Raw genomic sequence first — 26,048 nt, forward strand, 5'->3', positions numbered from 1 at the left:
ATGTCAATGATCACATTTTCTGAAAACCACGAATCTTCATTGATTGCTTTTGAAGAAGGTCAGCCTCTGGCCTCTTTGCAGGACCCTCGTGGTGAGGGCTTGAAATGGGCTTACTCTTTGGGTGTTTTGCCGGCCGAACATGTCATCGTTGTCGGTTTGGGTGCGGGTTTCCATGTGGCCGCACTGGCTGACGTCGACCCGGATGTGCGTATCACGGTGGTTGAATCCCGCGAGTCTCTGATCCCGGTGTTCCGTTCGCAGTTCCCCGAGCTTGAAGAACGCGTCGAAATCCGCGTGGTTCAGGATGCTCAGGAACTTTTCAAGTCCGACCTTTTCCAGGAGATCCTGAATCATCGCTCTTTCGTTCTGTCTTTCCGTGAGTGCTGGGGTCAGCAGGCGGACTTCTTCGCCGAACTTTTCTCTCACATGACAGGTCGTTCTTTGGATTCTTTGAAGTATCATTTCCAGGAGTTCGGCATCAACATGAAGGCCCTGTACAATCTTCCTCGTCATAATTTGTCCATTAACGACATTACACCTGTAGTGGAAACATCGGCGATGGCTGAAAAGCAAAAGCAGATGTTTCGAGTGCTCGGTGAGCTGGTGAAATAATGAAAATTCTGGTTCTTTCCCTTTTAAGGCTTGGTGACATCATTCAGCAGGAACCGCTGTTGCGCGCTTTGCGTGCGAAGCATCCTGAGGCGGAGATTCACCTTCTGGTCAACCGTCAGTTTTCTCAGGTGGAAAAACTGCTGCAGGGACTGGTGGATCGCTATATCTATTTTGATCGCGAAATGATTCAGCGAGGCCTAGGGGAAGGCGGATTCAACATTCTTTGGTCTTTTTCTCAGGTGCAGGAGCTGGTGAAGTCCCTGGATGTCGAGAACTATGATATGGCATTTAACTTCACTCACAACAAACTCAGCGGCTATCTGCTGGGGGCGTTGGAAATTCCAGTGAAAAAGGGTCTGTATCACAGTGCGGGGCGTTTCCGGGGTTTGGATAATCGCTGGATTCGCTACTTTAATGAGCGCTTTGCGGGTTCGCAAAAGTCACTTTTCCATTACGTCGAACTTTTGGGGAATTCATTTGATTTGCCGGTTCAGCCGCAGGTTCGCGGAGAGAAAAAGAAAAACAAGCGCATTTTGTTTCAGTGCCTGACCAGCAATGAAAAGAAGAACTGGGGGCTAGAGAACTTTGCCCAGTTGAAACGAACTATTGAAGTCGCCTTGGTGGACTATAAGGTTCAAATCCTGGGGGCGTCTTTTGAAAAAGAGACTTTGCTGCAAGCCTTTGCGGAGAAGGATCTGTTGATTTGTGATCTCAATGAGGCCCGTCGTCACCTGCAGGATTGCGCCCTTCTTGTGACCGGTGACACCAGTATCAAGCATCTGGCGGCACAACTGGGGACTCCCCTGGTGGAGCTTGTCTTGGGAAGCAGTGATGCCACGAAGACCGGAGCCTTCATTCAAGGGGTTCGAATGCTGACAACGCAGGTGCCTTGTTCACCGTGCGGGCATTCTCAAGCCTGTTCTCAGCCAAGTCATTTGTGCGCGCAGGATATAACAGTTGAAAAGGTTTTTGAGGCGGTGTGGGACGAGCTGAGTGATGAAAAACATCAGGTGACCCAGTTTGCCCAGGCCCTGGAACGGGCCACTTGGAAGACCTATCTGGATCAAGCGCCTGCATCCCTGCTGACCGCTGTTCAAGGGCTGTTGCGGGAGCAACCCCAAAAAGGTGCCAAAGAGATCCTTGCGGACTTTGCTGAACGGACAGATCTGTTTAAGAGCTGGCAGGCGAGGATCCAGGAGGCTCTGCCTTCCAGGGAAATGATGCTGCAGAAGAAGTCGGTGCAGGCGTCGGAAATGGCGGACCTGGTTTTGGTGGCACAGGAAATTGTGCGCTCCAAAAAGGACGAAGCCGGCTACTTCCAGGGTTTTGTGGAAGCCCTGATTGCACGTTATACCCAACCGGTGCAGATCGTGGACCGTGTTTTGACCGCCTTGCAGGAGCAGGGCGAGTTGCTAACTATCCGTGAAGATATTTACCGTCACTTGCAATCTCTCTCCAGGGAAGGAGCGTACTATGCAAAAGGAATTGGACAATTACCTATCAGCGGCTTTGAAGAGACTGGAAAAAGCCTCCAGCGAAATCCTGAAAACGCAGAGCTATAGTAAAGAAGCTGAAAAAATTCAAATGCTCAAAGAGCTTGTGAAGGAACAGATCAAAAATGAAAATACTCGTTCTGCAACTCGCTAGATTGGGCGATATCTATATGACGTGGCCGGCACTGCAGGGCTTGCGTCGTATGTATCCGAAGGCCGAGATCCATCTGCTGACACGTCCTCGTTTTGAAGGGGCTTTAATGGGTCTGCAGGCGGTGGATCGTCATTGGTCTTTGCCCTCCAGTGAAATCCTGACTCCACTGGTTCAGGCAGAACCGGATATTGAAGCCTCTTTGCAGGAAATGGATCGTTTTGTGAGCGAGTTGAAGTCGGAAGGCTTTGACCGAATAATTAACTTCACATTTTCTCCGTTTTCCAGCTACCTGACCCATGCAGTTTCTGAGTTGCATACCGAGGTTCAGGGATACACCCGCTTTAAAGATGGCAGTTTGTGTCTGGCCGATGAGGTCAGTGCTTATTTTTATGCCCAGGTGGGTTTGGACAAACCCAACCGGGTACACGTGGCCGATGTCATGGCCTCAATGATTGAACTTCAATATACGGAAGCGGACTGGAGCATTGCCGAGATTCCGGAATGCAAGTTGACGCTGCCGGAACGCTATCTGGTTTTGCATGTGGGCGCCAGTGATGCCAACAAAGCTTTGTCGGCGGGGGCCTGGGTGCGGGCGCTTCGTCAGTTGGCGCGTCAGTTTACAGAGCTGCCGGTGGTTTTGATCGGTTCTGCGGGGGAAGCGCCGGTGGCATTGCAGATTGAAACTGAAGTGAAGGAACTTCAGTTTGTAAATTTGGCCGGCCGCACGCAGATGTCCGATTTGTTTGCGATTCTTAAAAATGCGGAATTGCTGATCGGTTGCGACAGTGCGCCGATTCATGTGGCGTCTTTGACGGACACCCCGACTTTGAACATCAGTGTCGGACCGGTGAACTTCTGGGAAACGGGTCCGAAAGCCAGCTTGGGCTTTATCTATCGCGCAGAAAATCAGGAAATACTGGTGCCGGAACAGGTGGGAGCAGCGATTGCGAACCTCTTGGCAGGTCATGTGGATCCGGGGCTGATTGTTCGAAGTGGCGGTCTTGTGAGTTATGCTCGCGAAGAATCCGTGGCCGAGCGATTCCAGTGGGACCTGGTTCAGGCACTTTATCTGGGGGGTGACTTCCCGGTGGCCGAGCGCATGGAAATTGTTCAGGGGGCGATGAAGCTCAATGATATCAACAATTTTGCTATGGAGCAGTTGGGACTGTTGCCGACCCTAGGGGTGGAGAAGGTGGCTCCGTTCCTGGACAGTGCTGAAGAAGTTATTTCAAATATTAGCCGAATGGTTCCGGAATTGAGTCCTTTAGTAAGCTGGTATCATGCGGAAAGAATCCGCATTGCACCCGGCACGCTCGAGGAAATCCGTACCGCAACTTTGAATGTGCATGAGCGTTTGAAACGCCATCTTCATGTATACATTCCGCATGAGGCACTCAAGGAAGAGGTAGGCAATGGAGCGCTTTAAAGTCAGCGGAGAAGACCTTCGCAATTTTTATCAAGAGAACATTTCTTTGGCCAAAGTCTTTAGCGACATCGAACAGGATCTAAGACACACCAACCAAGTGGTGTGTCGCTATATCGTCAACGGTCTGGAAATCGCCGAAGCCGACGAAGCCCGTTTTTCCACTGTGACTTTGGAGCAGATTGAAACCCTGGAGTACCTGACTGAAAACAGCCGTGATCTGACCGCACTGGTATTGCGCGGCTGGATGGAGGCTTTGCCGGAACTGATGCAAAGAACGGAGAATCTGGCTAAGCGCATGCGCGTTCAGGGATTGAGTGGTCTGCTCAAGCCCATTCACGATCTGGTGCAGAACTGCGAATTCCTGATCGACAGCGCCATGACGATCAAAGAAACCATGGGAGATCAATTCCTAGGGGGAAGTCCAGTTCGCTGGGAAAAGACCGAAGCTGAAAGTAAAAGAACGGTTCTTGAGGCTTTGCGCGCTTTGGAAAACAAGGATTTTGTTCTTTTAGCCGATGTCCTGGAGTATGATTTGAACAATGTTCTTCAGATGTGGCTGGACCACTTGAGAGTGTTGGAGAAATCACTGAATGGCGAGTACTCAGGGTCTTATTTCGATTCCGAACAAACTGGATCCAATCCTGTGGGTCGGAAACGTATCGCCAATTAGACTGCCGCATTTCTTTCCGTTTCAAAAGCGGGAAGTTGAGATCATATTCAGAGCCTCCACCAGTGAGGCTCTGCCTCTTTTGCAAACCCAGCGATTTTCCTCGATCTTGGTCCAGGGTTCTTCGGACAGTGATGCCTTGGAGTTCTTATTTAAAGCTCGCACTTTGCAGCCAATGGCGCCGCGCTTGTTGATTGCAGAGGATCTGAATGAACAGGAAGTGCGCGAGGGCATCAATAAGGCTCAAGTTTATCGTTTTATGCGCTGGCCACTGTCGGAGCACGAGATCTGGGAGCAGCTGGATCTGGCGTTGCAACGCCACTCGATGTTTTTGTCCCGCTCCCTGCTGCTCAAGGAATCCTCCCACCAGAACAAACAGCTGGAAGCTCTGACCCATTCGTTAGAGGCGATGGTCGAAGAAAGAACCCAGTACATCGAAATGTCCCACCACGAGGAAAGTGAGAAACTGAATCGTGAGAGGCAACTGATCCGGTTTATCAAGGATCTGGCGACGCAGACCTCTTTCGAGGATATTCTGGCGATCCTGCGCAAGGAGCTTCGCAAGTTCCACAAGATGGGTGACCCCATCTTGTCGTTCCGCCTGGGGGGCGCGAAGACCTTTTTCTTAAGCTTCCAGTCCGGGCATTTCACCCAAACTGAAACGGCCAGCTACTTTGAGTTTCCTAAAGCAGCCCAGGTGCCAAGCCCCGAGCTGACCCGCTATTTTGCGAATCACTTTGGGAGACCTTTTATCAAAGCCTATATTGTGCCCTTTGAGCTGCGTCTGACCAGTCACCTGACCAGCGGGCAGGGTGAGGCTATTTTATGTATTGAAAACTCTTTGAACGACAAAGAGATGGGTCCTTTCATGGACTTTATGAGCGATCGGGTGCGCCCCTTAAGTATGGCCCTGGATCGCGTTCTTTTGGAAAGTCAGCTTTCAGGATTTTCCTATCGCTGGGAAAAAACTTTCGATGGTATGCGTGATCCGATTGCGATTGTGGACATTGACTACAATGTAGTTCGCGCCAATCGCAAGTTCAGCGATCGTTTTATGCACAATAAATGTCATGAAAGCTTTGCTCGTCGTAATGCCGCCTGTGAGGGGTGTCCGGTGCCGCAGGCCCTGAAAGACGGTGCGCCAGCGGCAGGTCAGATTCAGGTGGATGGGCGGATTTATCAGGTGCATAGCTATCCGGTTCTTCTGGATCAAAGCACAAGACCCACCAACGTTGTGAATCAGTATGTGGATATCACTCAATCGCGCGAGTTGTACCTGCGCATGTTGCAAAGTGAAAAAATGGGTGCGATCGGGATGCTGGCGGGCCATATCGCCCATGAACTGAATAATCCTCTGACAGGTTTGCGTTCGTTGTCACAGGTTTTACTGCAAGAGGCAGAGCCTGGCAGCAACCTGCATTCGGATCTGGTGGAAATCGAAAAGGCCACCGCCCGTTCGCAAAGAATTATCAAAAATCTTCTGGATTTCTCAAAGGGCGAGGATCAGCCGTCCGAATACATTAGCGTCGATGAAGTGGTCGAAAGAACCCTGCCGATGCTGAAGTCGGCGCTGCGCACCCATCGTCTGGAAGTGGATTTGGAAACTTTAGGGCAGACAGTTTATGTGGAGCCTCATCTTTTGCAGCAGGTGGTCTTTAATTTGATTAACAATGCCTGTCAGGCGATGAAAGAAGCCGGACGTCTGAGTGTGAGAACCCGTCACGATCAGGGGCATGTGTATCTGGAAATTGAAGACACCGGGCCGGGGATTCCAGAGGACATTCGCCGTCGTATTTTTGAGCCTTTCTTTACGACAAAAAAAGAGGGACATGGTACGGGTCTTGGGTTAAGTATGTCTAAGTCAGTCATCGAAAAATTCGGGGGAACCATCGAGTTCCGTAACGTCGAGCCGCATGGCACTTGCTTTGTGATCATGCTGCCGCAAAGGAATGCGCCGTGAAGATTTTGATTGTGGATGATGAGGCTCTGGTGCGTCGCTCTTTGAGCCGTGCCTTAAAAGGCAAGGGTCATGATGTCGTGGAAGCTGTGGACGGCAATGAAGGTCTGCAGTTGTGGCAGAGCTCCAAGCCCGATCTGGTTTTTTTGGATGTTTTGATGCCGGGTCGAACCGGACCTGAAGTCTTAAAGGAAATGCGCGAACAGTCCGAAGCCAAGGTGATCTTGATGTCGGCGTTTGCCGGTGAACATAACATGGAAACGGCTTTGCAAATGGGGGCCAATCTTTTTGTACCCAAACCATTTGAAGATATTTTTGCTGTCGTTAAGATGGCCGAGGATTTGGAAAAATGAGAATTATTGCGGGGAAATATCGTGGACACCAGTTGGTCTCTTTCAATGCAGACCATATCCGCCCCACAACCGATCGAGTCAAAGAGACCTTATTCAATAAATTGCAGTTTGAAATTGAAGGCTCTCGTGTGGCCGATCTTTTCTGTGGCACGGGGAATCTGGGAATTGAAGCCCTGTCCCGTGGTGCTGAGTTTTGCACGTTTGTGGAAAAGAATCCGAAGTCTTTGGCGATCACTCGTCAGAATTTTGAAAAGCTGCGCGTGCCAGCTTCGGATTACAAGATCGTCAATATGGACGTGATTGCCTTCCTGAAATCTTATTCGGGAGAGCCTTTCGACATCATTTTTGCAGACCCGCCGTTTACGGAAAAAATGGCGCATGCAGTGATGGAAGCGGCCAGTGGCAGTGTGGCTTTTGGGCCGACGACTTTGCTGGCCATTGAATCACAGGCTAAAGAAAGAATGGAAGATCGCTACGGCGCACTGGTTCGTTACAGCAAAAAAGAATATGGCGACAAGATCTTGAGTATGTTCTGCCATGAAAGTGCTTTGCAGCAGGAAGAGGAAAACCATGAGTAGAATTGCCGTTTATCCGGGAAGCTTTGATCCGATCACCATGGGACATGTGGATATCATCAACCGCATTTCGCCGCTTTATGATCAGGTGATCGTTTTAGTTGCGCAATCTTCCCAGAAGCAGAGCATGTTCACTGGCGAAGAACGTAAACAGTTGATAGAAAAGTCTCTTGCGCATCTGAAGAACGTCAAAGTCGACATCTTTGGTGGCCTGACGGTGGAATACATGAAGAAAGCCAAAGCTCAGGTGATCGTGCGTGGTCTGCGAGCGGTGGTCGACTTCGAGTACGAAATGACCATGGCCAATATGAACCGCAAACTGGCTCCCGACTTTGAAACGATGCTGGTTTTTGCCAGTCCCGAGTACTACTACATCTCTTCGCGAGGTGTGAAGGAAGTGGCGGCCAATGGTGGCGCTTTGAAGGACCTGGTTCCGGACATCGTGATTGATGCCATGAATGAAAAATTGAAAAGATAAAGATAAAGGAGTGTGTCTTGATCCAGCTTTCCAAAAGAGCACAAAATCTAAAGCCTTCCCCAACGCTTTTCTTGGTGGCTAAAGCAAAAGAGCTGGCGGCCCAGGGCCATGATGTGATCTCTTTGACGGTTGGTGAACCGGACTGGCCCACTTTCGCGGGCCCTTCCCAGGCGGGGATTGAAGCCATTCAAAAAGGCATTACCAAGTACACTCCCGCCAATGGAACCGTCGAACTTCGCAAAGCCATTTCACAGAAACTGAAGAACGAATTGGGCTTTGAATATTCGCCCAAGGAAATCACAGTGGCCTCAGGTGCGAAGTACATAATTTTTTCCGCCCTGCAAATGATCTGCTCACCCGGGGATGAAGTGGTGATCGCAACTCCTTATTGGGTCAGCTATCCGGCAATGGTGGAGCTGGCTGATGGGGTTCCGCATATTGTCGAGTGCGGTGAAACTGAAAACTTTAAAATCACCCCGGCAAAGTTGGAAGCCGCTATCAATGCCAAAACCAAAGGGTTCTTATTCTGTTCACCCAGCAATCCGACGGGTCTGCAGTATTCGACGGAAGAGCTTAAGGCGCTGGCGGAAGTTTTAAGAAAGCATCCGCAGGTTGTGATCATCTCTGACGATATTTACAATCGTCTGGTCTTTGATGGCAGCCTGGTGGCGCCGCATATTTTGACGGTGGCACCCGATCTGAAGGATCGTTGTGTGCTGGTGAACGGTGGATCTAAGGCGTATTCTATGACGGGGTGGAGAATCGGCTGGGCGGCGGGGCCCGAGCGTCTGATCACGGCAATGGCAGATTATCAAAGCCAAAGCACCGGCTCGCCCTCCAGTATTTCACAGCACGCTTTGATGGAAGGAATTAGGTCATCGGAGGCGGACATTGCTGAGGTTGTGAAAAAACTGGTGGCGCGTAAGAACAGCGGTCTGAAGGAGCTGGCCACCGTTCCCGGATTTAAAACGGCAGAGCCGCAAGGGGCCTTTTATTTCTGGGTCGATATCCGGGCCTGTCTGGGAAGAACCTATCAGGATCGCGTGATTCGGACCTCCAAGGACTTCTGCGATGTGCTGTTGGAGAAGTTCTTTGTCGCCACCGTGCCGGGAGCCGAGTGTGGGACCGAGGGGTATATGCGTCTGAGCTTCGCGGTTTCGGAAGAAACCATGAAACGAGGCATCGCCCGCATGAAAGACTTCGTGGGGCAGTTGGTTTAATCAGATCGATCATAGGAAATAAAAAAGGCGTTGATCTCTCAACGCCTTTTTTTATTTTAGAGCTTTAAATCTTAGAACAGATTGCGGAAGAAGGACATGATGCGGGCAAAGAAGCCTTCTTCTTTCAGAGGAATCACTTTTCCACCCACGGAGCTCGGAGCGCGATTGTCGGCGCACTGGTAAGTCACATCAATGGTTTTACCAGCCGGAACCGGCGTGCTGAAGATCAGGTTCATGCCTTCGATGCGGGATTCAACCACCCCAATACTTGGAGTAATGGTCACATTCACCGCGCCAATGGGGCTGCATTCCAAAGGAATAGAGCTTAAAGAATCTTTGATCTTATCAATGAACAGATTCAGGTTCGTGGAATAATCGCTGTCACAGATACTTCCGATACCACCGCCTGTCAGGTTGGACAGTTCGGCATACTTAAAGCCATAGTGGCTTTTTGCAGAGCCAGTGTCTTGCGCCTGCTTACAGGCGGAATCACCCGGTTTTACGATGATCGAGTTCACGGTGAATCGGCGATCGGCCCCAAAAGTTTGGCGGACATAGTCCACAAAGACCTGTGGTTTGTCTTCGTTTTCCAACGGTTTCAGTTCGCCTGTGTAAACCTGCTGGGAAGCATCGCCCCCGATGCTGCGTTCGTCTTCATCAGAAATAATGATGAAGGCAATCGCAGAGTCCTGACGATAACAGCCATTGTTCGGGGTTTCATTGTAGTCACCGTTATAGACGTGGTGATAGGCCGCTTTAATCGCGCGTTCATCGTCAGAGTTCTTCCAGCCCGCATCGATATATTCCATCGTGTGCACGAAGACACTGTTCAGGTCAGAAGAGCTTGTTTTTCTAAGGACCATGCCCAGCTGATAACTTTCAGTGGCACTGTTTTGCCAGAAGATTGAAGCCCCCCAGGCAGAATCTGTCGCACTGACGGGCAGAGCGCGCGTCACGGTCGCACACATTTGCCAGTCAATATTGGACGCCTGAAGCTTATTGACGAAGGAGGAGAGCTTCGCCGCCAACTTCAAGTTGTCCGGTTTCATTGAGTTGGAGTCATCGACAATCAGAACGATATCCAGTTTGTTGTCGGTGGCCTGAACTTGATTTGAGTAGTGAACATCTCTGAGTGGAATATTCGGGGTTGGAGTCGGCGCAATGCCAGTTCCGTCCGTATCTACATCATCAGAAGATGGCGCAGAAAATTTTACAGGTCCACAGGCGGATAGGGCCAACACCAGCAACAGTGAGGTCCAACGAACCCCACGCCATCTTTTCAACGACATAATACAAACTCCCCTTTGTTGCATAATAACACACTGAATTTTCTGTCCCAAAGCGATCTGGGGTCTAGGTCCTGCTTTGATACATTTAGGACCTAGGTCTCATTGTGAGACGGACCAAGCCCATCTAAACTAAAGGAGTGCTGTAGCCGGGGAGGCGATGGGTGAGCTTTTGGGTCTTATTACAAATTCTGGTGAACTTGATTCTTTTGGCCGGGGTCGTTGGTATGTGGGTGCGCTTAAATCGTCCGCCAAAAGATGATCCACGCCTCAGCAAGGGTCTGCAGCTTCTGCAAAGCAAGATCGCGGTTTTAGAAGATCTATCAGATCGCACTGAAACCCAGGTCAATCAACTCACCGCCTTGTTGGAACAAAAGGTCAAAGACATCCAGGCCAAGATTCAGGCCGCAGACAAGCAAATCAGCAAAATCGAACAAAATATGCAAAAGAGTCTGGAAGTGGCCAAGATCTTCCAGGATCGTATTCCCCACACGGAAATCATTGAACGTCAGAACACTGTAAAATATGTCAAAGCCGCGCGCATGGCCCATCAGGGAATGAGTGTGGATGAAATCGCTCGCGAAGTGGATCTGTCCCGTGGTGAAATTGAGTTTATCGCCAAAGTAAACCGCGACCAGCTGATGTTCTGCGAAGATAGTCTTCCAGAGTGGGTCAACGACGAGGTTCAACAAGAAGCAAACTCGTCGGACCTGAGTGACGTGGACAACATCAGCTTCATGCCTCCACTGCAAAAAGAGATTCCGATTGAAATCAGTACCGCCTTTGAGGTGCCCAAGGCTGATAAAGAAGCCTTGAAGAAACTGGGTGATGCATTTAAAGCCGCCTGCGAGGAAGTCAAGGCGGAGGAAAAAGCCGCGCAACAGACTGCGAACAATGTATCGGCCTTGTTCAATGTGACTCAGAATATTGCGCAGACGTTCTTAAGTGAAAAACCGACGCCGGCCGCACCAACGGCGGCGACTGTGGCCACTCAGAAGCCAGTGCAGTACATCGGTGAACCCGAGATCCGTCCTGTGCAATTCCGTCGTATTGATCTGACCAAGGACATGGACTAAGTCATGGCATCTGCGGCTTTTATTCGCTCTTTGGAAAAAGGCCGCATTCTGAACGCCATCGTTGAAGAGGTGACCTCTTCAACAGAGGCTCTGTGCAATTTCCAGGGTGAGCTTTTACTGATCTTCAATCACACAGGCCGACCCCTTAAAAAAGGCGACCCCATTCAGTTGCAGGTGCAAAGTGTGCACCCCTTGCAGTTTCAGATATTTTCGTCAGGCAGTCCCAAGTTTCAGCGTGTGGTTTAGTTTTCGCACTGACCGGGCTGGTGAAAGTCTTTACCCTTAAAAAGGGTCTTCTTCAGGTAATGAAATTTGGCCGGGTCGTTTTGTTGCAGTTTGTTTGGTTCAAACAGATAAGCCATCACGCTTTCGGCAAAATCTTCAATTGAATTGCTTTGAGCATAGTTGGACACCCAGAAGGTCTTGCGACCGTCGTGCTGCCACAGTACATCCGGGATTGCGGGGATCATTTCCCAGCCGGTGATTTGCAACCACGGTTCGCTGCGATCCAGGTCGTTGCCATCTTCGCGCAGGGCCCACAGGTGGGCAAATTCGTGTAACAGAATATAGATCTTTTTTTCTTCGCTTAAGGTGTTCCAGAAATCATACACCAGAATCTCACTGTTGGCAGCGACCGCAGCGCTTTCATTGCGGGGATCTTTGGTGCCCCGACGATAGTGGACGAGCTTCTTGTTTTCAGCAAAACGACTTAGTTCTGTCGGCACCAGGCTTAAAGCTTTTAAGATCGTGCTCAATTCAGCTGCTGTCCACGCCGAGGCGTGTTCAAAACGCCAGTGTGACACATTCAGATTAAAGCGGCTGTTCAGGTATAGCACCTTCCAGGCATTTTCTTTTCCGAACAGATACTCCGTGGCGCAGATCACGGTGGAGCAGTTTTGAGCTGCTCCACTGAAGGCGCGTGTATCCTGCCTTGTTTCCCGGTAAGGATCGGCTTCAGTCAGATTTTTAAAGACCCGGATCAACTCTGCTGAGTCGTTTTTGAAAGTAAAACCTTGCGCTGTGGTTCCGCTGATCACAGCATCGGCTCTGTTGTGAAAGTATCGCTGAATTTCTTGATCTGTCTGTGCCACCTCAAAGAGGCAGCGGGCCTGACGAATGGAGGATTCAGAGACAGCATAGTCCGCCCCGGCCCAAGAGGACCAAGGGAGTAGAAGCAGGCACAGAGTCAGCGACAGAAGGGATTTCATGGAGAGTATTTAATGCGAACTCGGGGCCAAGAAATTCGCTGCCAGAAGCGATAAATTCGTTTTAAAGGGGGAATTTCCAGGAAAGGCGGGGGGACTGACAAAAAGGGCGCAAAACTGTCAAGCAATAGACTGGCGCGGGTTCGGGGTCTTGTAATAAACCTCCGCCCATACAAAACGGAGGCTTTATGAATAAAGCAGTATTATTGATCGCGTCTCTTTTCCTGGTGGTGGCTTGTGCGCCTCAGAATTTTCAGGAACAAACAGTCCATCCGACAGACTCCTCCCAGATCGTTGGTGGTGACAAGGTTGAAAGCTCCAGCAATATCGGTCGCAGCACAGTGGGTATCTATGAATCCAAACTCGGCTACATTTGTTCTGGAACTTTGATTGCAAAGAATCTGATTTTGACGGCGGCTCACTGTGTGGACCCTAAAGCCAAAGATCTCGTCGTGATCTTTGCACCGGAAATGAAAAAAGCCGGCAAAGAACAGATCCGTCGTGTGACGGGGCAGGTTGTTCATGACGGTTACACAGGTGAAGTGCAAAGCAAGGACACGAATGATATTGCGGTTCTTCGCTTTGAAGGGGAGGCTCCAGCAGGATACCAAGTGGCGCCGATGTTGTTCGATTCAGGTTACCTGAACAACAACGTGCGCACGATCGTTGCCGGTTACGGTCTGAACTGGACAATTCTTTTAAGCAAAGGTGCGGGCACACTGAGAACTGCCAAGCTGTCCATTGAAGATGTAAACTTCTCTCGCACGGAAGTGATGTTGGGTCAGTCTGTGCGCCGTGGAATTTGCAGCGGTGATTCGGGTGGTCCGGCTTATCTGGAACTGAACGGTCGCCTGCATGTCTGGGGTGTGGCAAGTCGCGGAGATTCTTTGCCAGGTCTTCTGACTCCGAAATGTATGCTCTTCTCAGTTTTCACTCGTGTGGATGCCCATCAGGATTTCATTGCCAAAGCAGTGGCTGAACTTCGCGGAAACTAAGCGGATCAGGTATCAAAAACAATTGAGTAAAAAAGAAAAGGCCCCATCGGGGCCTTTCTTATTTGGAGCTCTCTTTGATGAAAAGAGTCATGTAGTGTCGAACCATGTATTCCAGCTTGATCGGCTGACCTTGATAAGTCCAGATCACTTCGCCGAAGGCCCCCCATTTGGCTTCAACGATATGTTCATCCATCACGTTGGTTGCAGTTTGTGCTGCCTCCATGCCCGGAGTTGGAATGTAGTTGGTGCCGATGAAGTTGAAGCGGATGCTGATCTGTCCCGGAGCTTTCAATGAGAAGATCATTTTAAAGCCGTTACGGAAAAGCATGAAGTCTGCATGAGTTTTTGCGATACCGTAGATTTTAATGCGGCCCAAAGCCGACGGTTTTAGTTCGTTGAAGGACGTTGACGCGTCCACGAACTCGGTTTTCATAGCAAGAAGGAACTGAATCGTGTCGTTGATAAGAATCTTTTCGGCGTCAAAACCGAAGCTCATATCAACAAGACCGGATTCCTCCATCTGTTGCTCAGCCTTCACAAGTTCTTTAATCCAGCTGATTTTTTCCATGAATCTCCCCCCAAGGTGACAGCATAGAGCGGCATCCTCGCCGCTAGTTGTCGATATCTTCAATAATTTCGAGGGGCTGTGTCTTTGTCAAGATGGAGCGGTTTGGCTCACCGCACTATATCGACTTAGAAGCCAGTTATTTGCAGAGCTGTTGCCAGAACACCTTCCGGACCTTGTTCGGTTTGGAAAGCCACATAGTATCCAGCGACCAAAGTGACGGGGACGACATAGCCCAAAGTGGTTTCCAATTTCAGCTCAATTCCGGAGCTCCAGAACTGCTTCTTATCGAAGGACACGATTTCGGAGGGCTTGGTTTCGTTGATGAAAACTCCGTCCGCGGCTGCGCCATCCACAATCACCGCACCATAGATTCGACGCAGGAACAGAGGGTCCGTGCCTGAGCCACTGTAGATTTCTTTTAGCGGCAGGCGATATTCCGCATTCATGGTGACCAGATTTCGGCCGAACAGCTGCCCGCGCTTGTATCCGCGCAGAATGTACTGTGGCAGGGGGCTGTCGGGAACGAACACCATGGACTCGGTGGACACTCCGTAGATCGAAGACACCTTTTCTGGTATGTGGGCTCCATTGGCTCGTAACATGATGGCGTGATGTTTGGGCAGATAGCGTGAAAGATAGATTTCACCACCCGCAAGGAATTGCGAATGGTTCAGATAGCCATCCTGAGCAATGTAGTTGTAAGCACCCACATAGGCCCCGCCGCCGGATTCAGGAGAAATCTGTGCGCCGGACTCTGAGTAATTGGCATAGTTCAAATAGACAAAAGGGCCCGTGCGCTTGACGGTTGTGTGAACCGCATTGGTGCGTTCGAGGTACTGCCAACCGACTTGCAAGTTGGTGTAAATCGACATCCAGTGGCTGTCGGGAAGGACTGAGAGTTGAGTGCCCGTGTCTTCAATTTCGTTGACGGTGGTGCCCAGATAGTAGCTGCGTTTGTAGGCGAGCAAGGACACAGGCAACGACGTTGTCTGATTCAGATAGCTGCCCAGCAGGCTGCCTTTGTTAAGAGCCGTATCCCAGGAGGCCGCGATGGCATAGGAGTGTTTCTTCAGTGGATCAAATCCTGACGTTTGCGCCTGCAACACCACGCCGGTTTCACTGGAAGAACCGGAAATAAATGGAATCCAATAACGAGGCAGCAGATAGCCGTAGGGGGAATAGTCCTCTACGGTGGCTTCAGCCACCGCCGCTTGGGCTTCAGCCTCGGCCTTCGGATTTTTTTCAACAGCCTCATAGCGATCGCCGACCATCGAGGAAACCTGCGGTAGAAGGGTCGGAGTTTTCTGCCATTCTTCGGGAAGAATCGCGGAAACGCGCAATCCCTGACTGGTCATCTGAGTGGTGAAGATTTCTTTTTTAACCGGGTCCAGATCCGCTGTGAAAAGAGCGGTCAAGGTATGAGAAACAGGTCGGACATTCTGCAGATTCAGATCTGCCAGGTAAAGATTCAGCACACCGTTTTTGCTCGAGGCAAACAAAAGCCCTTCGCTGGTTTTGCGGGCGAAGCGGGCACTGGGGTAGTCGGCAAACAGAATTTCAGGCTGACGCGAATCCAAATTGATTCGATAAAGATTTTCGCTGCCGTCCACTTTGCGCAAGGAGTAGATCAAAGTGTTTTCATCCCAGAAAGTGGGATAGGAAATGCGCTCCTGCATTTTGGGGGACAAGATGATTTCAGACGGAGGATTTTTTTCTCCGTTCAATTTCAGTATTCCCAAATGCGTGCGGTTGCCGTCGAGTTTAACAAAAGCCACTCGTTGTCCGGACGGAGAGACTGCAGGTTCCCGGGCGCGAAGCCCCTTGGTCAGAGCCTGGGCTTTTTTGTTACCCAGATCATAGACAAACAGATCTGAGTAACGCTGAATGCGATTGGTGTAGTCGATTTTGTCATAGATCAGCTTTTGCGAATCCGGGAACCAGCTGATGCGCTGGATGCTTCCGGTGGGTGGGCCGTCTTTTTGTGATGCCGGGATAAAGCCTTCGTTAAACCGTTCCACCGTGTTGGCGGCTTTGGCATCCAGGAAGCTTTGCTGCAGGTTTTCTTTGCTGATGATGCGAACTGCACGCGAGTTGCCATCATCTTCGGTGATCACCGCAAGGTGCTTCCCGTCCGGAGAGATGGCGGGTGCGCTGACGGACTGAAAATTATTTTTCGGAAGAATGATTTCTGTGGGGCTGACTTCGCGCAAAGTTTTAAGTTGTTCTAAAGCGCGCTGTTCGGTGTCTTTCATCATGTGACCGTATTGGCTGGTGTAACTGCGTCCCATGTATTGGCGGGCAGGGCCTTCAATAAAGTAAGGAACGCGACCACCTTGGGCCTCGTGCAGATCGGCGACAAGGGCGTTGCCATGATCGGCCAGCATCTGGCTCCACATCAGAGAGCCGAATAAGTAGGGACGAGCCCCCTGAGGCCATGTGTAAATGGATTCATTGGCTTCGGCGATGTCGTATTCATAGAAGTTCTGAGCATCCACCATGGCCCGGACCGTGGCATCCTGGTACAAGGAACGCAAACGTCCATGGTGGCCCAGGCGGGTTTCCATCTCCACGGCCACGCCTTCTTTCCACCACTGAGGCATCAGGATGTTCGGAGCGATAATGGTGCCGAACACAGCTCGCAAGGGTTTCATGATTCCGTTGGCCGGCTCAAACGTCAGGATGTGTGTGTATTCGTGGGCCAGAAGTTCAAACGCCCAGTCCCCCGTGTCGGCCAGGCTTTCTTCGGGGCCGGGCAAAACCGGATAGGCCATGATGTGCGGATAGGGGATGCGAGTGGCGTAACCGTTGGTGATGTCCGTTTTGTCGTTGATGACAACGACGGTTTTTTCGGGCTGTGTGCGGAAGTAGGATCGCAGCTCTGCATAGGCTTTTTCTAATTTTTCGGCGTACAGATACCCAAGGTCCTGCTGCTCGGCATTAAAAATAACTTCAAAATGTGGGGTGTGCAGGGTCTTCCACTTCAGATCGGGCGGAACTTCCAGTTGCGCCTCAGCTTGGAATATCGAAAGGAACGTTGTTATAAGAAGAGACGCCAGCCCGTAAACAAAGGATCTTTTTTGCATATGATTTCTTAGCCGTACAGCAACGCAACATCAATTCGGAAATCTAAGGTTTGACAATGAGCTGCTATAAATTAAAGTTTTTACTGTTAATGATAACGACTCGAACTTCATAGGAGGACATCATGGTTCGTAAATTGGCTCTTGGTCTTGTTGCCATCGCTTTCGTAGCAGGTTGTAAAGGAAAACAAACTCAGTCTGATCAGGACATTCAAACGATGCCTACAGGCGATCAAACGGCTATTGATTCCACACCACTGAGCTTTGACCCAATGGGTTCTGACTCTGGTAAAATCGCTGGTTTGGTGACTGTTCACTTCGGTTATGACAAATCCAGCCTGGATGCTTCTTCCAAAAAAGACATCGCGACTAACGTCGAGTGGATGAAAGCAAATCCTTCTGTACGCGTACAAATCGAAGGTCACTGTGATAATCGTGGTACAATCGAGTACAACGTGGCGTTGGGTGAAAGACGTGCAAACGCAGTTAAGGCTTACATGGTATCTTTGGGTATCCCGGCAGAGCGTTTGAGCACAATCAGCTACGGTAAAGAAAAACCACTTGAGATGGGTGACTCTGAAGCAGCATGGGCGAAAAACCGTCGTGCGAACTTCGTACCTGCTCAGTAATAGTTAGAAAGGCGCAGAGTGAAATTACAGAGACTTTTCATCGGAGTTCTACTTTTTACGGTGATCGTCGGCTGTCAAACTGCGCCAGTTCCAATAGATGACTATTCTCTCGCTCGAGCCGCACTGGATGCGGCTCGTTCTGTTCAAGCGGCCCGACACTCTCCCGGATACTGGCATCAGGCGGAAGAGGCCTATCGCAAGGGACGCATTTACTTCGAAGATCGTGATTACGGAAAAGCCAAAGAACAATTCATCCGCGCCCGTATGGCAGCGGAAAAGGCTGAAAACTCAGCCCGTCTGATCCGTCAGAAAACTGGAGACATCCTATGAAGTTAATTATCTCAGTGGCGGCAGCCTCTTTGCTTTTGACAGGTTGTTTGAAAACTCGCAACGACGTTCGCGACAATCAACAGCGTCAGGTGATGCAACAGCAAGTGGTGACTTTGCAAAAAACCAACGCCGACGCCGCCGGACGTGTGGCCGAGATTGAAGAGCAAATCCGTGAACTGAATGGTCGCGTGGATGTGGTTGAAAATAAGCTGGGTCAAAGCCATTCCGGTGTGGAAAGTGCTTTGAAGGCTTCTCAGCAGCAAAATGTCGACTTAAATACCAAGGTCAGCATTATGCAAGAAGCCCTCGCTACCATGGAAAAGCAGATCTATGCGCTGAACACGGAAGTCAATGCTTTGCGCGCCGAACGCGTGGCCAATGCCCAGGCGGCTGAAAAAGCGGCCAAACAGGCGAAAAAAGACCCTTATGAGGCGGCTCAGGACCATTTCAATAAGAAAGACTGGAAGCAGTCCATCCTGAACTTCCAGAAATACCGTGATGAAAATCCGAAAGGTCCTAAGTTTGCGGATGCGACTTACAAAATCGGGGTCTCTTTCCAGGAATTGGGCATGAAAGACGAAGCCAAAACCTTTTATGACGAGGTGGTCAGTAAGTTTCCGAAGTCAGAAGAGGCTCGTCGTGCTAAGATCCGTTTGAAGGGTTTAAAAAAGTAATATCGTGATTGAAAGAGTTCTGGCCATTGAAACAAGCTGTGATGACACCTCTGTGGCGATCGTGGATCGCACGGGCTGGGTGCACTCCGTGGTGGCCGCTTCTCAGGATCTGGATCACGAAATCTATGGCGGTATCGTTCCTGAAATCGCCGCCCGCAACCACTCCATCGCTCTGATTCCGCTGATCGAAGAATCCTTTAAAAAGGCCAACATGAACTGGTCCGACGTTCAAGGGATCGCCGTGACCAATCGTCCGGGTTTGATCGGGGCCCTGATTGTGGGCTTGGTGACGGCGAAGTCGCTGTCCCAAGCCAAACATTTGCCTTTTTTGGGTGTGAATCATCTGGAAGGTCACTTGCTGGCGCCATTCCTGCGCGATGATAAGTATGCTCCACCGGAAGACTTCGGTTATCCGTATGTGGGGCTGGCGATCAGTGGTGGACACACAAGTTTGTATCAAATCAAAGGCCTTGGCGATTACCGCATATTGGGTGCCACCAAGGATGATGCTGCCGGAGAATGTTTCGATAAGTTTGCCAAGATGGCGGGTCTGGGGTTCCCTGGTGGAGTCCGCGTGGATCAAATGGCCAAAACCGGCAACCCCGAAGCTTTCGAATTCCCGCGCAGTATGATCCATGATGACACTTTCGATATGAGCTTTTCGGGGCTCAAATCCTCGGGTCAGCGCATGATCGAGCAGTTGGGGCCTGAACTGGTTCAGGAAAGATTGCCGGATCTGTGTGCGTCTTTCCAGGAAGCTATCGTCGATGTGTTGATTGCAAAATTAGATCGCGCTGCCAAAGTGTTCCGCTCAAAGCGGGTGATTTTAACCGGCGGGGTGAGTGCGAACTCGCGCTTGCGTCAGCGTGCTCAGGAATGGGCGGATAAAAAGGGATACACTTTGGTGATTCCGCCTCTTCGTTATTGCACTGATAACGCCGCGATGATTGGTTATGTGGGGGCTTTGCGCATGGCCCGCGGTGAAGTTTCAAGTTTGGATCTGGGGCCATCGCCTCAACCTTTAGCTACGGATTTTAGATGAGTAATTCCAGAGAACGTCTGCAACGCGCGCAAGAGGCCATGGGCATTGCCGCCAAAAAATCTTTAGGTCAGAACTTTCTGGTCAGTGACACGGTCATTGAGCGCATCGTCAATCAGGTGAAGGCTTTTGAGCCCGAAGCCCTGATCGAAGTCGGTCCGGGCCCGGGGGCTTTGACGGATCTGTTGCGTGAACTGAATTTGCCGTTGCAGTTGATTGAACTGGATCATGCCATTGCGGCTTACTGGCGCGACAAGGGAATGCCGGTCATTGAAGAAGATGCCCTTCGCCTGGATTGGAAGCAGTTTTATACCGGAAAACGCGTGGTCTTTGTCAGCAACCTGCCTTATCAGATTTCTTCCAGTATTGTGGTTGAAAGATCTTTGGAAAACGAAGGTGTGGCAGCGATGGTGCTGATGTTCCAGAAGGAAGTGGCCCAAAAGATACGCGGTTCCGTGGGGGCCGAGCTTTACGGTCTTTTAAGTGTCTTTGCACAAACTTTCTGGAAAATTGAAACCGTGACAGAAGCCGGTCCAAGGGACTTCCAGCCGCCTCCGCGGGTGGCCAGCCGAGTGTTGTCCTTTGAGCGTATTGAGTCTGAGGTCAAAAACCGCAAGGCTTTCCTGGGTTTTGTGAAGTCGGCCTTTGCGCAAAGACGTAAGCTTCTGAAGAAAAATTTGTCTGGTATTTTAAGTCAAAAGAAGCTAACTGAAGAGCAGCTGATCGGTTGGCTGTCAGAACTGGGCTTTAAAGAAACCGCCCGTGCTGAGGAGCTCAGTCCGGCTCAGTTCGTAAAGCTATACAAGCATTTTGGATTTGAAGAATGAGTGAAAACATCCTGATTGTTCATGAGAACAAAAAAGCCCGGTTTGATTACACGATCGTAGAAACCTACGAGGCGGGCTTGCAGCTTATGGGCAGTGAGGTGAAATCCCTGCGCAACAAGGATGTTCAGCTGAAGGATTCCTACATCTCTTTCAAAGGGGATGAGGCCTATTTGCAAAATGCCCACATCGCTGAATACAAAGCGTCCAGCTATAACAATCACGTCCCGGAAAGACATCGCAAGCTTTTGATGCATAGAAAAGAGCTCGATGAAATCTTCGGGGCTTTACGTGAAAAAGGTTATTCCTGCGTGCCGTTGAAGATCTACTTCAAAAGCGGGCGCGCGAAACTTCAGATTGCTTTGGTGAAGGGGAAAAAGACTCACGACAAGCGTGAGGCGATCAAGAAACGCGACGTCTCTGATCAAATTCGTTCATCTCTACGACGTTCTCGCTAAGGATAAATTCTTCCTTAATACCCAGGCGCGCGCGTTTTTCAGACAATAAAGTCTTCCAGGCGGCATAGGCCTCGCGATTCTGCGGATCGATGCTGAGCTTTTCCAAAAGTTTCAGTTCGGTTTCCGTGTTCGCTTTCAGGGCGCGATAGAAGTAATCATAGGTCATGGAAAGATCGCGGAAGTCATCTTCTTCCGGGATTTGATAGTCGGGGATATGCCACTGACCCAGCATCAATTGGTGCATGTGCTTTTCCATGCTGATCAAAGGGGACAGCAGATTTTTGGTCATGCGGATACTGAGGAACAATGTCACGCCGATCAGGAAGACAAAGCTGGCGGCCAGGAAAATGCGCAGCCACGTTGTTTCGCGTTCCAGGTGCTGAACCAGGCTTGGATAGGTGTCGTAAGCCAGACTTTTGAACAGGTCATAGTTCTGATTAATAAAGTAAAAGGCCGGAATCAGGAACAGCAACGCTCCGCCAGCGACGGCTGTGATCATGTACCAGCTGTATTTGTACTGAAAGGCTTTATTCAGAATAAAGCGACGCGGGTGTTGCCCGTGTGGTACGCGTTGAGGTTCGATGACTCTTCTACCGTATAACATAGGTTCCTTATCGGTCTGTTGTGTTTTGAGTAGAGTCCAATTATTCTCAAAAAGATTCATTCGTAAGGAGAACACCATGAGTTTACCACTGGCACCTTCTTTTGCAGGGTCCAAGGCGCAAGATACATTGAGACTTAAGTCTGTTTTGACTCTTCTTTTCTGTGTCTTGGTCGTGATGCTGTCTTTCCTGGAAGCCAGGGCAGAAGCAGAAGGTCCGGGCGGCGGGGCATTGGTGGATGAAAACTATTCTTTGAAAGCAGACCGCGAGGCTTTGGAGGCTCTACGCAAGAACATTCCTGAAGAGGTCCGCAAGGAAAACGATGAAAAGGCCTTCATGGACGGACTGGTGTCAGATCTTTCCAGGTCTCCATCCGAGGTTCGCAATCAATTTAGTTCGATTGTGAATAAAAAGCGCAGTGCCTTTAACAAAGACATGACCAAGGCCCGTGAACAGTTCGGCAAGCAGCAGAAGAAAGAGCGCGATGAGTTCACGAAAGAACTGGCAGATCAAAGGAAGGCTTTTGCCAAGAAAAAGGCGACGTCGGACGAACGCCGGGAATTCTATGATGATCTGGAATCCAAGCGGAAAGATTTCTATGCAAATCAAAAAGAAAAGCGTGATTCCTTCGAAGCCGACATGCGCGACAAACGTAAGAACTTCGACGACTACATTCGCTCTAAAACCGATGAATTCAACCAGCTTCACCGCGACTATTCCAAACGCTTTGAAGAAAGCAAGAAAGCTCTGGCCGATCAGAAAAAACAAGCCGAGCTAAAAAAGAAGCAGCTGCAACAACAACTCGATCAGGAATACGAATCGATCCGCAAAAAAGACCCGACAGTCCTAGGATCGGAGTAAAAGGTGCCTGGTTGTTTTTTCTGGCTACGACGCATCAGTCGTGGATTGTCGTAACTAAGGTGAGCCCCAGTGCGAGATTGTGCTGGGGTTTTTTGTTTTTTGTGGGGTCTGCTGCGCAGTAGCCAGAAAAAACAACCAGGCACCTTTTAACGGCGGAAGATTTCTTTGTGGATTTCTAGAGTGATTGCGAAGAGTTTGTTTTCCAGAATCGGAGGCAGCGGGGTGAACTCAATGCCGAAGGTTTGGATGACTTTATTGCTGTCATCGACCTTGATGTGACGGACGACGCCCTGAACTTCGATCGGAGCTCGTTTGCCAATCAAGAGATGACCTGTGACCTGGTCACCGACTTTCATCAGCGGGGCATCCAGGCGATAGATCACGCGGCAACCCTGTCCGCTGAGGTCGGCCAGTTGTCCGGTGATTTTCTGCGGTTTCTGATTCACCAGAACGATATTATAGAACGCATGGTAACCATCCGGAATATGCACTCGGTAATTCTGGCGGCGTTGCAAGTGGTAGAGTTCCTGTGGAACCGGGATCAACACCTTGCCATTTTGAACTTGCGCCTTGGCCTGGAAGTAATACTTTTCACCACCTAAAAAGAAGTGTCCCAGATATTCTTCCTGATCCTTCATTTGTGTCGGGGATTCAAAGGTGCATTCCAAAGCCTGAAGTTTGGAGTTGAACAACTGCACACGCAGTTTGCAGATCAAGTCGTCGGTGCCCTTGCACAAAAACTCGCCGCGAGCTTTTGCCATATCATCCCAAAGTTTCGCCTTTTCGTCAGCGCGACTTATCAGCTTGAAGGTGGTTTGATCCATACCGTGACCTCGTGCTTATTGTGGTGCAAATGCTGAATTCGGGTGTGTTCCATCTGCAAAAACTTTTTCAGTGTCTTGTAGTCTGTCTCACCTTGGAATTTTATCGTGCAAACGAAGTTTGAGCAAAGTCCTGAAGCTTGCCAGGTCTGTACCAGCTCCAGCAGTTTTTCAGGGTAACAAATAATATCGGAAAAGAACCAATCAATGCGGCCAAGATCTTCCGGCTTCACATTGAACGCATTGGTCTTCATAAACTTCACACCCGGCAGGGCCGCAATGGAAGGCTCCAAAGGAGCTCGGTCGATACTGATGACTTCGCAGCCCACACGTTGAAGCACCCACGTCCATCCCCCGGGGCAACTGCCGAAATCAACGACCTTCTGACCGGGTTCAGGGCGGATGCCATAGACGGTGAAAAGCTCCCACAGTTTCAGGTAAGCCCGGGACGGCGGTGTTTTTTTGTCTTCGTTGAATTTTACTTCCCCTAAAGGAAAGCGGGAGTTCGTGGTCGGGGAGGCCAGCAGCGTGTTTTTGTCCAACAAAGTCCAGGCTCCCAGATTGTCTTCAGGAAGTTCGCTGAGGAAATCCAGAACACGCGGACGCAACTTCGGAAGCTGGTCCTGAATCAGTTGGGCGCGGCGATGATTTTCGAAGGTATAACAAGCCCAGAGTTTTCCCAGGCTCTTTAATGCCTTGGCCGCTTGGGAAATGGATTCAAACGGAATGATCTGGGCATCAAGCCAAATGTTTTGGGCCCAGACAGAATTCTGCAAGGGCCCATCAGTGAGTACCAGATTCCCGTGAACCGACTTTACGTCTTTAAGCTCTTCAAGAAGTTCTGGCAGAAATTTTTCAGGGGCAAGATACGCGATCATGCCGCCTTAGTTGCCACAGCCGGAGTCAGAAGTCCACGGTTATCCCAGACTGTCATGCAGTCGGCCCAGAACTTCTCTTTAATTTTGATATCGCCAGGACCCATTTTTACCTTTGGGAAATCCTGTTTGTCGAAATGCTCTGTAAACTGACTTTCGTTGCAGGCACGAACAACCTTCATCATCAGATTGAAGTGCGCTTCCGTGAAAGGCTTGTTATCCACGAGCATTTTTCTGAGACCGCCCTCTGGAGTGTGCAGCAGGAAATTATAGAGGTTCGGTACATCATATTTTTGACTCATAATGAGACTCCCTTTTGTAGGTTTGGTTACTTTCATATTATCGGATGCCCCTGCGGAGTTCTTAAACCCGGTTCATCGACTATGGTCGTGGATATGGCTGAACAATAATTTTTCAGTTTTCCCCGACTTTACCAAGATCCTGAAAACTGGACCTCAAAATGGTCTAGGACGCCTTTAGTCGCGCGACCTAGCTCCGATCTAGGAGGTATGAAAACACAAAAAAGCACAACCAACATCTTGCTAGGCCTTATCGTTACGACAACCCTTATTTCTCCGGCGGCGTTCGCGATGGCGAAAAAACCGATCGACTCGGGAAACAACTCCGGCTCCACGAAGCCACCAGCGACGACACCTCCAACAACACCGGCACCGGGTCCAGCTCCGGCTCCAGCTCCAGGTCGTGAACCCGCGGCGATCGCTGACTCCATCACTCCGGAAAACTTTGATGTCTTTACCGAAGTTTCTTATCCGGTGGGTGGTGTTGTAGATAACAACTATAAAAACTACCGCGAGCTTTTGCTGGTTCGTAATGCACAGGAAGGTCACGCGACCGACAGCGCCGATCCACAACTGGATGGTAAAGACCGTTTCGCAGATCGCATCGCTTATGCAGTTGAACTGAAAATGCAGCCGTCCAAGGCGCAACTGGGTTATGTGGCGTCTTACTTCAATCTGAATAAAGACGTTAACACTTATCTGCCGAACAGCTTGATTTCACATCCACTATGTAATGTGACCTCAGAGACTTTGAATACGACTTTGTCCGGTAAGAACATTCCTTCGGCAGCGACAATCAAAAAGATCAACACGTTTGCAGATCTGATGAATGGCTACCGTCGTGAGGCTTTGTCCGGCAATCGTGAAGGATATGTGAAGGCTTCCAAGCTCTGGTCTAAATTCATGATGTGTCTGTCGTACATGGAGTCTTTGACGACCGCCGACACACAAAAAGCAAAAAATGTGGCGGCTAAGTATGCTCCAGCGGGCTATCGACGCCCAGCAGGTGTGAACTTCTATGAAGATCCTTACCAACCGGCAGAATCCCGTTTGAATATCGGTCTGTTCCAGTTTACGCCAGATGCTGGTGGGAATATCCAGGCTTGTATCCGTGAGTGGAATCAGTTGTATCCAAGAAACGCGATCAAAACGAATGCCTCTCAAGCAGAATTGATCCGCATCCTTGGCAGCTCCCTGCAGACTTTCAACGCCTTCTGTGCGGCGGCGAAAGTGACAGGCAGCTTTGCGGTGCAAGTGAATGCGACAAGTTCCAAGAACACGCATCCGTACAATGTGAAATCCAACGGCACTTTGAAAGCTCCAGCAGAGCGTTGTGTGAGCCCACACATGGCCGTAGGTCGCTCTTACAATCACTTCGGTCCATTCCAGAATACTTCTGGTTATACGCTCGACACAATCGTCAGCTGCTCTTTGGCGGGTGACTTGTAAGATTGAAAAGTAAGGGATTAATAAAAGAGAAAGCCCGCTTCT

The 26,048-nt window shown here is 50.0% G+C and carries 28 protein-coding genes; 20 read left to right on the forward strand and 8 right to left on the reverse strand.

Going from position 1 to position 26,048, the window contains the following annotated elements; genetic code table 11:
• Genes ACZ50P_RS02650 through ACZ50P_RS02690 form a run of 9 tightly spaced genes read left to right on the forward strand, consistent with a single transcriptional unit; the run spans window position 1 to window position 8,935 of the window.
• Entirely contained in the window at window positions 1–612 is a 612-nt protein-coding gene (locus ACZ50P_RS02650) for a hypothetical protein (RefSeq protein ID WP_464120053.1), read from the forward strand.
• Window positions 612–2,174, forward strand: a complete 1,563-nt coding sequence (locus ACZ50P_RS02655; protein WP_464133235.1) for a glycosyltransferase family 9 protein — start codon at window positions 612–614, stop codon at window positions 2,172–2,174. Before ACZ50P_RS02650 ends, ACZ50P_RS02655 begins: the two co-directional genes overlap by 1 nt.
• 56 nt (window positions 2,175–2,230) lie before the next feature.
• Entirely contained in the window at window positions 2,231–3,685 is a 1,455-nt protein-coding gene (locus ACZ50P_RS02660) for a glycosyltransferase family 9 protein (protein WP_464120055.1), read from the forward strand.
• The gene (locus ACZ50P_RS02665) at window positions 3,672–4,355 is read left to right on the forward strand and encodes a hypothetical protein (protein WP_464120056.1); all 684 of its coding nucleotides are present in this window, start codon (window positions 3,672–3,674) and stop codon (window positions 4,353–4,355) included. Before ACZ50P_RS02660 ends, ACZ50P_RS02665 begins: the two co-directional genes overlap by 14 nt.
• The gene (locus ACZ50P_RS02670) at window positions 4,276–6,312 is read left to right on the forward strand and encodes an ATP-binding protein (protein WP_464133237.1); all 2,037 of its coding nucleotides are present in this window, start codon (window positions 4,276–4,278) and stop codon (window positions 6,310–6,312) included. The genes ACZ50P_RS02665 and ACZ50P_RS02670 overlap by 80 nt, the downstream gene beginning before the upstream one ends.
• Entirely contained in the window at window positions 6,309–6,662 is a 354-nt protein-coding gene (locus tag ACZ50P_RS02675) for a response regulator (protein ID WP_464120058.1), read from the forward strand. Before ACZ50P_RS02670 ends, ACZ50P_RS02675 begins: the two co-directional genes overlap by 4 nt.
• Window positions 6,659–7,240, forward strand: coding sequence for a 16S rRNA (guanine(966)-N(2))-methyltransferase RsmD (gene rsmD / locus ACZ50P_RS02680; protein WP_464120059.1), 582 nt, complete (start codon window positions 6,659–6,661; stop codon window positions 7,238–7,240). The genes ACZ50P_RS02675 and rsmD overlap by 4 nt, the downstream gene beginning before the upstream one ends.
• Entirely contained in the window at window positions 7,233–7,715 is a 483-nt protein-coding gene (gene coaD, locus ACZ50P_RS02685) for a pantetheine-phosphate adenylyltransferase (protein ID WP_464120060.1), read from the forward strand. Before rsmD ends, coaD begins: the two co-directional genes overlap by 8 nt.
• A gap of 17 nt (window positions 7,716–7,732) precedes the next feature.
• Window positions 7,733–8,935 (forward strand): pyridoxal phosphate-dependent aminotransferase, encoded by a 1,203-nt coding sequence (locus tag ACZ50P_RS02690; RefSeq protein WP_464133240.1) that lies wholly within the window; start codon window positions 7,733–7,735, stop codon window positions 8,933–8,935.
• Between the two features lie 71 nt (window positions 8,936–9,006).
• On the opposite strand, the gene ACZ50P_RS02695 is transcribed toward ACZ50P_RS02690, so the two are convergent.
• On the reverse strand, window positions 9,007–10,224 hold the full coding sequence (locus ACZ50P_RS02695; RefSeq protein ID WP_464133241.1) for a hypothetical protein: 1,218 nt from the start codon (window positions 10,222–10,224) through the stop codon (window positions 9,007–9,009).
• Between the two features lie 161 nt (window positions 10,225–10,385).
• Between ACZ50P_RS02695 and ACZ50P_RS02700 the strand changes: the two genes are divergently transcribed.
• Both ACZ50P_RS02700 and ACZ50P_RS02705 read left to right on the forward strand, forming a co-directional pair.
• On the forward strand, window positions 10,386–11,297 hold the full coding sequence (locus tag ACZ50P_RS02700; RefSeq protein WP_464133244.1) for a DUF2802 domain-containing protein: 912 nt from the start codon (window positions 10,386–10,388) through the stop codon (window positions 11,295–11,297).
• 3 nt (window positions 11,298–11,300) lie between these two features.
• Complete coding sequence (locus tag ACZ50P_RS02705) at window positions 11,301–11,543, forward strand: hypothetical protein (RefSeq protein WP_464120064.1); 243 nt, start codon at window positions 11,301–11,303, stop codon at window positions 11,541–11,543.
• Here ACZ50P_RS02705 and ACZ50P_RS02710 read toward each other — a convergent pair.
• On the reverse strand, window positions 11,540–12,505 hold the full coding sequence (locus tag ACZ50P_RS02710; protein ID WP_464133245.1) for a hypothetical protein: 966 nt from the start codon (window positions 12,503–12,505) through the stop codon (window positions 11,540–11,542). The genes ACZ50P_RS02705 and ACZ50P_RS02710 overlap by 4 nt on opposite strands.
• A 185-nt stretch (window positions 12,506–12,690) precedes the next feature.
• On the opposite strand from ACZ50P_RS02710, the gene ACZ50P_RS02715 reads away from it, so the two are divergent.
• A complete protein-coding gene (locus ACZ50P_RS02715; protein WP_464133248.1) occupies window positions 12,691–13,497 on the forward strand; it encodes a S1 family peptidase in 807 nt (268 codons plus the stop codon).
• 58 nt (window positions 13,498–13,555) lie between these two features.
• Here the strand turns inward: ACZ50P_RS02715 and ACZ50P_RS02720 are convergent, their stop codons facing one another.
• Window positions 13,556–14,065 (reverse strand): hypothetical protein, encoded by a 510-nt coding sequence (locus tag ACZ50P_RS02720; RefSeq protein ID WP_374001263.1) that lies wholly within the window; start codon window positions 14,063–14,065, stop codon window positions 13,556–13,558.
• A 125-nt stretch (window positions 14,066–14,190) separates the two neighbouring features.
• Window positions 14,191–17,148 carry a TolB family protein gene (locus ACZ50P_RS02725; protein WP_464133250.1) on the reverse strand — a complete coding sequence of 986 codons (2,958 nt, stop codon included), beginning with the start codon at window positions 17,146–17,148 and terminating at the stop codon, window positions 14,191–14,193.
• A 122-nt stretch (window positions 17,149–17,270) separates the two neighbouring features.
• Here ACZ50P_RS02725 and pal point away from each other — a divergent pair, with 122 nt between their 5' ends.
• Genes pal through smpB form a run of 6 tightly spaced genes read left to right on the forward strand, consistent with a single transcriptional unit; the run spans window position 17,271 to window position 21,099 of the window.
• A complete protein-coding gene (gene pal / locus ACZ50P_RS02730; RefSeq protein WP_464120075.1) occupies window positions 17,271–17,774 on the forward strand; it encodes a peptidoglycan-associated lipoprotein Pal in 504 nt (167 codons plus the stop codon).
• 18 nt (window positions 17,775–17,792) lie between these two features.
• Window positions 17,793–18,104, forward strand: coding sequence for a DUF4398 domain-containing protein (locus ACZ50P_RS02735; RefSeq protein WP_347358989.1), 312 nt, complete (start codon window positions 17,793–17,795; stop codon window positions 18,102–18,104).
• Entirely contained in the window at window positions 18,101–18,778 is a 678-nt protein-coding gene (locus tag ACZ50P_RS02740; protein WP_464120076.1) for a tetratricopeptide repeat protein, read from the forward strand. Before ACZ50P_RS02735 ends, ACZ50P_RS02740 begins: the two co-directional genes overlap by 4 nt.
• Window positions 18,779–18,782: 4 nt before the next feature.
• The gene (gene tsaD / locus ACZ50P_RS02745) at window positions 18,783–19,820 is read left to right on the forward strand and encodes a tRNA (adenosine(37)-N6)-threonylcarbamoyltransferase complex transferase subunit TsaD (RefSeq protein ID WP_464133253.1); all 1,038 of its coding nucleotides are present in this window, start codon (window positions 18,783–18,785) and stop codon (window positions 19,818–19,820) included.
• On the forward strand, window positions 19,817–20,644 hold the full coding sequence (rsmA, locus tag ACZ50P_RS02750; protein WP_464120078.1) for a 16S rRNA (adenine(1518)-N(6)/adenine(1519)-N(6))-dimethyltransferase RsmA: 828 nt from the start codon (window positions 19,817–19,819) through the stop codon (window positions 20,642–20,644). Before tsaD ends, rsmA begins: the two co-directional genes overlap by 4 nt.
• Entirely contained in the window at window positions 20,641–21,099 is a 459-nt protein-coding gene (smpB, locus tag ACZ50P_RS02755) for an SsrA-binding protein SmpB (RefSeq protein WP_464133254.1), read from the forward strand. Before rsmA ends, smpB begins: the two co-directional genes overlap by 4 nt.
• On the opposite strand, the gene ACZ50P_RS02760 is transcribed toward smpB, so the two are convergent.
• Window positions 21,044–21,703 carry a hypothetical protein gene (locus ACZ50P_RS02760; RefSeq protein WP_464120080.1) on the reverse strand — a complete coding sequence of 220 codons (660 nt, stop codon included), beginning with the start codon at window positions 21,701–21,703 and terminating at the stop codon, window positions 21,044–21,046. The genes smpB and ACZ50P_RS02760 overlap by 56 nt on opposite strands.
• 76 nt (window positions 21,704–21,779) lie before the next feature.
• Between ACZ50P_RS02760 and ACZ50P_RS02765 the strand changes: the two genes are divergently transcribed.
• Window positions 21,780–22,562 (forward strand): hypothetical protein, encoded by a 783-nt coding sequence (locus ACZ50P_RS02765; protein WP_464133257.1) that lies wholly within the window; start codon window positions 21,780–21,782, stop codon window positions 22,560–22,562.
• A gap of 146 nt (window positions 22,563–22,708) precedes the next feature.
• Here the strand turns inward: ACZ50P_RS02765 and ACZ50P_RS02770 are convergent, their stop codons facing one another.
• Genes ACZ50P_RS02770 through ACZ50P_RS02780 form a run of 3 tightly spaced genes read right to left on the reverse strand, consistent with a single transcriptional unit; the run spans window position 22,709 to window position 24,560 of the window.
• The gene (locus tag ACZ50P_RS02770; RefSeq protein WP_464133258.1) at window positions 22,709–23,386 is read right to left on the reverse strand and encodes a flagellar brake protein; all 678 of its coding nucleotides are present in this window, start codon (window positions 23,384–23,386) and stop codon (window positions 22,709–22,711) included.
• Window positions 23,362–24,261 carry an SAM-dependent methyltransferase gene (locus ACZ50P_RS02775; protein ID WP_464133260.1) on the reverse strand — a complete coding sequence of 300 codons (900 nt, stop codon included), beginning with the start codon at window positions 24,259–24,261 and terminating at the stop codon, window positions 23,362–23,364. Before ACZ50P_RS02775 ends, ACZ50P_RS02770 begins: the two co-directional genes overlap by 25 nt.
• Window positions 24,258–24,560: a hypothetical protein gene (locus ACZ50P_RS02780; protein ID WP_464120084.1), complete on the reverse strand. Its 303-nt coding sequence runs from the start codon at window positions 24,558–24,560 to the stop codon at window positions 24,258–24,260. The genes ACZ50P_RS02775 and ACZ50P_RS02780 overlap by 4 nt, the downstream gene beginning before the upstream one ends.
• 207 nt (window positions 24,561–24,767) lie before the next feature.
• Here ACZ50P_RS02780 and ACZ50P_RS02785 point away from each other — a divergent pair, with 207 nt between their 5' ends.
• The gene (locus ACZ50P_RS02785) at window positions 24,768–26,006 is read left to right on the forward strand and encodes a hypothetical protein (protein ID WP_464133263.1); all 1,239 of its coding nucleotides are present in this window, start codon (window positions 24,768–24,770) and stop codon (window positions 26,004–26,006) included.
• Window positions 26,007–26,048: the final 42 nt, after the last annotated feature.

This window comes from Bdellovibrio sp. CKG001, from assembly GCF_055397465.1.